A 7219-nucleotide genomic window follows, 5' to 3' on the forward strand; every position below is an offset into this window, starting at 1 on the left:
GCGCGGTGGGCCGGGCGGCCGGGCCCGCAGCAGGTAGCAGCAGTCGCCGAAGCGAGGCGGCGGACCTCCCCCGAGAAGGTGTCGAACAATGTCAGTCGCCGTGCAGGGCGCCACCGGCCAGGGCAGCCGGCAGCGCGATCCGCGTCCGGGCCTGATGGAGCGCCTCAAGCGCTCGTACGCCAAGTACTGGTACGCCTACGCGATGATCGCACCGGTCGTCCTGGTGCTCGGCGTCCTGGTGCTCTACCCGCTCGCCGAAGGGCTCTGGCTCACCCTCACCGACGCCAACAGCCTCAACGTCGCCCGCAAGATCGGCGCCAACGAGATCCCGGCCGGCTACCGCTTCGTCGGCCTCGACAACTACGCCGACATCCTCTGGGGCCCCGGCTCGTACGACCGCTTCTGGTCGCACTTCGTCTGGACCATCGCCTGGACCGCCCTCTGCGTCGGCCTGCACTACACCATCGGCCTCGGCCTGGCCCTGCTGCTCAACCAGAAGCTGCGCGGGCGCGCCGTCTACCGGATGCTGCTCATCCTGCCGTGGGCCGTGCCGACCTTCGTCACCGTCTTCTCCTGGCGGCTGATGCTCGCCGACGGCGGCGCCGTCAACGGCCTGCTCGCCGCCCTGCACCTGCCCGAGCCCGGCTGGCTGGACGACCCGACCGCGCAGAAGGCCGCCGCCGTCCTGGTCAACACCTGGGTCGGTGTGCCGTTCATGATGATCTCGCTGCTCGGCGGCCTCCAGTCGATCCCCGCCGAGCTGTACGAGGCCGCCGAGATGGACGGCGCCACCGCCTGGCAGCGGTTCCGCCACGTCACCCTGCCCGGCCTGCGCACCGTCTCCTCGACCGTCGTGCTGCTCGGCGTCATCTGGACGTTCAACCAGTTCGCCGTCATCTTCCTGCTGTTCGGCAACGGCGCCCCCGACGCCCAGCTGCTCGTCACCTGGGCCTACCGGCTCGGCTTCGGCCAGCAGCCCCGGGACTACGCGCAGTCCGCCGCCTACGGCGTCATCCTGCTCTCCATCCTGATCGTCTTCACCGCCTTCTACCGCCGCTGGCTCGCCCGCAACGAGCGGGCGAACGGCTGACCCCGGCGAACCCGGCGACCACGAAGGAGACACCCCCCGATGAGCACCACCACCGACCGACCCGCCCCCCTCGCCACCCGGCCCGCGGCCCGCGCCGCCCGGCCCGCCAAGGTCCGCCCCCGCGGCGGGCCCGGCCCGCTCGCCAAGGCCCTGATGCACGGCGCGCTGACCCTGGCCAGCCTGATCGCGCTGTTCCCGGTGGCGTGGATCCTCTACGTCTCGTTCGGCCCGGACAAGACCGACTACCTGCACCCCGGCGAGATCCTCGACAAGATGACCCTGTCGAACTACCGGACGGTGCTCTTCGACACCGACTTCTTCCAGTGGTTCGGCAACGCCTTCCTGGTCTCCGGCGTCACCACCGTGTTCGGCGTGCTGATCGCCGCCTCCACCGGCTACGCCGTCTCCCGGATGCGCTTCCCCGGCCACAGGCCGCTGATGTGGTCGCTGCTGGTCACCCAGATGTTCCCGATCGCGGTGCTGATCGTGCCGATGTACACGATCCTCTCCGAGCTCGACCTGCTGGACAGCCACCTCGGCCTGATCCTGGTCTACTCGACCACCACCGTGCCGTACTGCGCCTGGCTGCTGAAGGGCTACTTCGACACCATCCCGGTGGAGATCGACGAGGCCGGCCGGGTCGACGGGCTCACCCCGTTCGGCACCTTCTGGCGGCTGGTGCTGCCGCTCGCCCGCCCGGGCCTGGCGGTCGCCGCGTTCTACTCCTTCCTCACCGCCTGGGCCGAGGTCGCCTTCGCCTCCACCTTCATGCTCAGCTCCGACAAGTACACCCTGGCGGTCGGCCTGCAGACCTTCGTCAGCGAGCACGACGCCCAGTGGAACCTGATGGCCGCCACCGCCGTGCTGATCGCCATCCCCTCCTCGGTCCTCTTCTACCTGGTGCAGCGTCACCTGGTGACCGGGCTGACCGCCGGCGCCTCGAAGTCCTGACCGGCCGACGCCCCCGCCGCACCGACCGCTCCGCCTCCTAGTCCCAAGGGATACCGTCCATGACCCAGAACCTGGCCGACACCTCCCGGCCCGCCGCCGACGCCACCGCTCACGAGGCCGGCGCCGGCGCGGACCGAGGCTGGTGGCGGGACGCGGTCATCTACCAGGTGTACCCGCGCAGCTTCGCGGACTCCAACGGCGACGGCATGGGCGACCTGCCCGGCATCCGCGGCCGCCTGCCCTACCTGCGCGACCTCGGCGTGGACGCCGTCTGGCTCTCCCCGTTCTACGCCTCCCCGCAGGCCGACGCCGGCTACGACGTCGCCGACTACCGGGCGGTGGACCCGATGTTCGGCACCCTGCTGGACGCCGACGGCCTGATCCGCGACGCGCACGCGCTGGGCCTGCGGATCATCGTGGACCTCGTCCCCAACCACTCCTCCGACCAGCACGAGTGGTTCCAGCGTGCTCTGCGCGAGGGTCCCGCGTCCCCGCTGCGCGACCGCTACCACTTCCGCCCCGGCAAGGGCGGGAACGGCGAACTGCCGCCCAACGACTGGGAGTCCATCTTCGGCGGTCCGGCCTGGACCCGCACCGAGAACCCGGACGGCACCCCCGGGGACTGGTACCTGCACCTGTTCGCCCCGGAGCAGCCCGACTTCAACTGGGACAGCCCGGCGGTCGCCAACGAGTTCCGCTCCATCCTGCGGTTCTGGCTGGACATGGGCGTCGACGGCTTCCGCATCGACGTCGCCCACGGCCTGGTCAAGGCCCCCGGCCTGCCCGACCTCGGCGGCGCCGACCAGCTCAAGCTGCTCGGCAACGACGTCATGCCGTTCTTCGACCAGGACGGTGTGCACGAGATCTACCGCGGCTGGCGGAAGATCCTCGACGAGTACCCGGGGCAGCGGATCGGCGTCGCCGAGGCCTGGACCCCGACCGTCCAGCGCACCGCCAACTACGTCCGCCCCGACGAACTGCACCAGGCCTTCAACTTCCAGTACCTCGGCACCTCCTGGGACGCCGCCGAACTGCGCGCCGTGATCGACCTCTCGCTCGACTCGATGCGCCCGGTCGACGCCCCCACCACCTGGGTGCTCTCCAACCACGACGTCACCCGGCACGCCACCCGGTTCGCCAACCCGCCCGGCCTCGGCACCCAGATCCGCACCCCCGGCGACCGCGCGCTCGGCCTGCGCCGCGCCCGCGCCGCCACCCTGCTGATGCTCGCCCTGCCCGGCTCCGCCTACGTCTACCAGGGCGAGGAACTCGGCCTGCCCGACGTCACCGACCTGCCCGACGAGGTCCGCCAGGACCCCTCGTTCTTCCGGCAGGCCGGCCAGGACGGCTACCGCGACGGCTGCCGCGTCCCGATCCCGTGGTCCGGCACCGAGGCCCCGTACGGCTTCGGCCCGACCGCCGGCGGACCGTCCTGGCTGCCGCAGCCCGCCGAGTGGGCCGCCCTCAGCGTCGAGGCGCAGACCGGCGACCCGACGTCCACCCTGGAGCTGTACCGCTCGGCGCTGGCCGTCCGCAAGGCGCGCCCCGACCTCGGCGCCGGCACCGGCGTCGAGTGGCTGGACGCCCCCGAGGGCACCCTGGCGTTCCGCCGCGGCTCCTTCGTCTGCACCGTCAACACCACCGGCACCCCGGTCCGGATACCGGCGCCCGGCCGGCCGCTGCTCACCTCCGCCGGCGCCGACCCGGAGACGGTGGACGGGCAGGCCGTGCTGGCCGCCGACAGCACCGACTGGTGGGCGGTCTGACGTGGTTGCAATAGGCTCTGGGACCGTGACTACGGCGCGACTATCAGACATCGCGGCGCAGGCGGGGGTCAGCGAAGCCACCGTCTCGCGCGTGCTCAACGGCAAGGCCAACGTCTCGGCCACCACCCGGCAGACCGTGCTGGCGGCCCTGGACGTGCTCGGCTACGAGCGGCCGACCCGGCTGAGCCGGCGCAGCGCCGGACTGATCGGCCTGATCACCCCGGAGTTGAGCAACCCGATCTTCCCTGCGCTGGCCCAGGTGATCGAGCAGGTGCTGAGCCGGCACGGCTACACGCCGGTGCTCTGCACCCAGACGCCGGGCGGCTCCACCGAGGACGAACTGGTGGAGATGCTGGTCGACCGGGGCGTGGCGGGCATCGTCTTCGTCTCCGGCCTGCACGCCGACTCCACGGCCGACCACGACCGGTACGCCCGGCTGGCCGGGCGCGGAGTGCCGTTCGTGCTGATCAACGGCTACAGCGAGCGGATCGACGCGCCGTTCATCTCGCCGGACGACCGGGCCGCGATGTGGATGGCCGTCCAGCACCTGGCCGAACTGGGCCACGAGCGCATCGGTCTGGCCGTCGGCCAGAAGCGGTACGTGCCGGTGCTGCGCAAGATCGAGGGCTTCACCGCGGCCGTGCGGGAGGTGCTCGGGCTCACCGCGGAGCAGGCCGAGGGGCTCGTCCACCACACGCTGTTCAGCGTGGAGGGCGGGCACGCGGCGGCCGGGGCGCTGCTGGACAAGGGCTGCACGGCGGTCGTCTGCGGCAGCGACATGATGGCGCTCGGCGCGATCCGGGCGGTCCGGCAGCGGGGCCTGGCGGTGCCGCAGGACGTCTCGGTGGTCGGCTTCGACGACTCGCCGCTGATCGCCTTCACCGAGCCGCCGCTGACCACCGTGCGCCAGCCGGTGGAGGCGATGGCCACCGCGGCGGTGGACGCGCTGCTGGAGGAGGTCGGCGGGAACGCCGCCCAGCGCGGGGAGTTCATGTTCCAGCCGGAGCTGGTGATGCGCGGCTCGACCGGGGCCCGCGCGCGCTGAGCGGAACGGGGAAGGGTCCGGGAGCGGAGTGCTCCCGGGCCCTTCGGCGTCGGCGCGCCGCTCAGCCCTCCTGGGCGATCGGACGGTCCTGGGTGACCCGGTGGCCGTCGGCGGCGTCGCCGGTGCGGGTCTCGGTGCGCCGGCCCCGCTCCAGGAAGTCCCGGAGAATCAGTTCGACGGCGTCCTGCGGGCTGTTGGTGCCGGACAGCATCATCACGTCGATCGCGAGGTTCGCGTCGAGCGAGACGGTGACCTGGGCCATGGTGACTCCTCCTCGGGTACAGGGCAGCAGCATGCCTGCCGCGGCCCGGTTTTGACCATGGGGGTCACCCGCGCGCCCGCTGCCGGGCGGACCGCGGCCCCCGGGGAGGAGTGACCGGACTCTCCCCGGGGGCCGCGGTGTGACGGGACCGGATCAGACCCGGCCGGCGAAGTCCGGGGCCCAGTTGGCGACCGTCTGGAGGCGCACGCCCGAGCTCGGGTTGGCGGCCTCGACGTACTTGCCGTCGCCGATGTAGAGCGCGACGTGGTAAACGCCGGAGTCCTTGCCGTTGTTGGACCAGAACAGCAGGTCGCCCGGCTTGAGGGCGTCCAGCGAGACGTGGGTGGACGCGGCGGCCTGGTCGGCGGCGACGCGCGGGACGGAGATGCCCGCGGCGCGCAGCGCGGCCTGGGTCAGGCCGGAGCAGTCCCAGCCGCCGTTGCCGGTGCCGCCGTAGACGTAGGCCTGGCCGACCTTCGACTGGGCGAAGGAGACGGCGGCGGCCATGCTGCCGGTGGCGGTCGGCGCCGGGGCCGGGGCCGGGGTCTCGGCCTGCGCGGCGGGCTTCTCCGCCGGCTTGGCGGCCGGGGCCTGGGTCTGGGTGGCCGGGGCCTGGGTGCCGCCCTGGGCACGGTTGAACCAGTCGAAGCCCTGGCCCTCGGCGCGGTCGCCGAGGCTCAGCCGCTGGCCCGGGTAGATGGTGTGCGGGCCGTCGGCCAGGGCGGCGCGGTTGAGCTCGTACAGGCGCTGCCAGCCGCCCTGGACGTGCTGCTCGTCGGCGATGGTGGACAGCCAGTCGCCGGCGACCACGGTGTAGGCCTCGGAGGCCTGCTGACCGCTCTGCTGACGCCACTGCTGACCGTTCTGGCGCTGCTCACCGGCGGCGGGGGCGGTGGCGGGCTTGGCGGCCGGCTGCTGCGCGGCGGGCTTCTCTGCGGGCTTGGCGGCCGGGGCCTGGGCCGGAGCCGGGGTCTGGGCCGGCGCGGCCGGCTTGGCGGCGGTGGCCGAGGCGGCGGAGGTGTCGACGGCGGCCGGGGTGCCGCCCTTGGTCAGACCGGCCTTGACCGAGCAGACCGGCCAGGCGCCGGGGCCCTGCACGGCCAGGACCTTCTCGGCGACCGCGATCTGCTGGTCCTTGGTGGCGAGGTCGGCGCGCGCGGCGTACGAGGTGCCGCCGAACGAGGACCAGGTGGAGCTGGTGAACTGGAGGCCGCCGTAGAAGCCGTTGCCGGTGTTGATGCTCCAGTTGCCGCCGCTCTCGCACTGGGCGACCTTGTCCCAGGTGGCGACGGAGGCGGCCGAGGCGGTGCCGGAGGTCAGGCAGGGGATGGTGAGACCGATGCCCGCGACGCCGAGGGCGGCGATCGCGCGACGGGTACGGCCGGACAGTCGGGTGCCGTTGGTGGGCAGCATGAAGACGCGGTCCTCTCCCACGCCTGCGAGGTGAGCTGTCGGATTCGGGCTGGAGTTGCCCGGCCGCGCTGGGGACGCGGCTTCACCCCTAGCCCGGGGCCGGCCCGTGCGGACCGGTCCTGGGCGAACTACCTGTGGTTCCCCCGCTCCTGCCGTGGTGCGTTGCGCTGCCAGCGCGCCCGACGGCAGGACTCGGCGTCGCGGACGTGCTGGGTCCGTGTGGCCACGAACGGGGAGCACGTTAAGCAGAGGCTCGTTCAAACCGCAAACATGTGTGACGCTCGTCACGGTTTGCGAAATCGGCGCCGACCGGCTGTCCTTCATGATCAGAAATGACCGATTTCCCGCAACGCCGGTCGCGGCCAACGCAACTGCCTATGCTTCAGAGCGTCGGCATCGCGCCGGCGCGCCGCAGCCGTCTCGGGAGAGGGCTACGCACCGATGGGCATCGACGAGGAGCCGGACGCCTCCCGTCCGGCCGCCCGGCCGCGTGGAGCACATCGCCGGGCAAAGCACTGCAGAGCGGACATCCCACCCGAACCATCCCGAACTCACCTGACCCGCCGGGCATTACTGCGCTGGCTCGCCGTCGGCACCGCCTTCGCGGCGATCAGCGGCGAGGAGATCCTGCGCCGCTCGCTGACCGGCGAGACCCGGCTCGTCACCCCGGCCGCCGTCATCGGGACCACCCC

General features: G+C 72.6%; 7 protein-coding genes and 1 riboswitch. Of the genes, 5 read left to right on the top strand and 2 right to left on the bottom strand.

Annotation, left to right across the window (positions count from 1 at the left end; translation table 11 throughout):
- Positions 1–88 precede the first annotated feature (88 nt).
- From ABD308_RS05655 to ABD308_RS05670, 4 genes are read left to right on the top strand one after another with little or no spacing between them, the layout of a single operon-like run.
- A complete protein-coding gene (locus ABD308_RS05655; RefSeq protein WP_344327581.1) occupies positions 89–1090 on the top strand; it encodes a carbohydrate ABC transporter permease in 1002 nt (333 codons plus the stop codon).
- A gap of 39 nt (positions 1091–1129) precedes the next feature.
- Positions 1130–2041 (top strand): sugar ABC transporter permease, encoded by a 912-nt coding sequence (locus ABD308_RS05660; protein ID WP_344327584.1) that lies wholly within the window; start codon positions 1130–1132, stop codon positions 2039–2041.
- A gap of 59 nt (positions 2042–2100) precedes the next feature.
- Complete coding sequence (locus ABD308_RS05665) at positions 2101–3807, top strand: glycoside hydrolase family 13 protein (protein WP_344327593.1); 1707 nt, start codon at positions 2101–2103, stop codon at positions 3805–3807.
- Positions 3808–3832: 25 nt separating this feature from the next.
- On the top strand, positions 3833–4852 hold the full coding sequence (locus tag ABD308_RS05670; protein WP_344327597.1) for a LacI family DNA-binding transcriptional regulator: 1020 nt from the start codon (positions 3833–3835) through the stop codon (positions 4850–4852).
- 61 nt (positions 4853–4913) lie between these two features.
- On the opposite strand, the gene ABD308_RS05675 is transcribed toward ABD308_RS05670, so the two are convergent.
- Positions 4914–5114, bottom strand: a complete 201-nt coding sequence (locus ABD308_RS05675) for a hypothetical protein (RefSeq protein ID WP_344327601.1) — start codon at positions 5112–5114, stop codon at positions 4914–4916.
- Between the two features lie 153 nt (positions 5115–5267).
- Complete coding sequence (locus ABD308_RS05680) at positions 5268–6548, bottom strand: transglycosylase family protein (RefSeq protein ID WP_344327604.1); 1281 nt, start codon at positions 6546–6548, stop codon at positions 5268–5270.
- Positions 6535–6663, bottom strand: a riboswitch (cyclic di-AMP (ydaO/yuaA leader). (Overlaps the previous gene by 14 nt.)
- A gap of 305 nt (positions 6664–6968) precedes the next feature.
- On the opposite strand from ABD308_RS05680, the gene ABD308_RS05685 reads away from it, so the two are divergent.
- Positions 6969–7219: hypothetical protein (locus tag ABD308_RS05685; RefSeq protein WP_344327608.1), on the top strand; the 251-nt coding region annotated here is incomplete at its 3' end.

Origin of the sequence: Kitasatospora putterlickiae, from assembly GCF_039527695.1 — a bacterium.
GTDB classification, from domain to species: Bacteria; Actinomycetota; Actinomycetes; order Streptomycetales; family Streptomycetaceae; genus Kitasatospora; species Kitasatospora putterlickiae.

Excerpts from the sequence above, each read along its gene's own strand:
- ABD308_RS05655 (WP_344327581.1), top strand. The coding sequence starts at position 89 with ATGTCAGTCGCCGTGCAGGGCGCCACCGGCCAGGGCAGCCGGCAGCGC.
- ABD308_RS05660 (WP_344327584.1), top strand. The coding sequence starts at position 1,130 with ATGAGCACCACCACCGACCGACCCGCCCCCCTCGCCACCCGGCCCGCG.
- ABD308_RS05665 (WP_344327593.1), top strand. The coding sequence starts at position 2,101 with ATGACCCAGAACCTGGCCGACACCTCCCGGCCCGCCGCCGACGCCACC.
- ABD308_RS05675 (WP_344327601.1), bottom strand. The coding sequence starts at position 5,114 with ATGGCCCAGGTCACCGTCTCGCTCGACGCGAACCTCGCGATCGACGTG.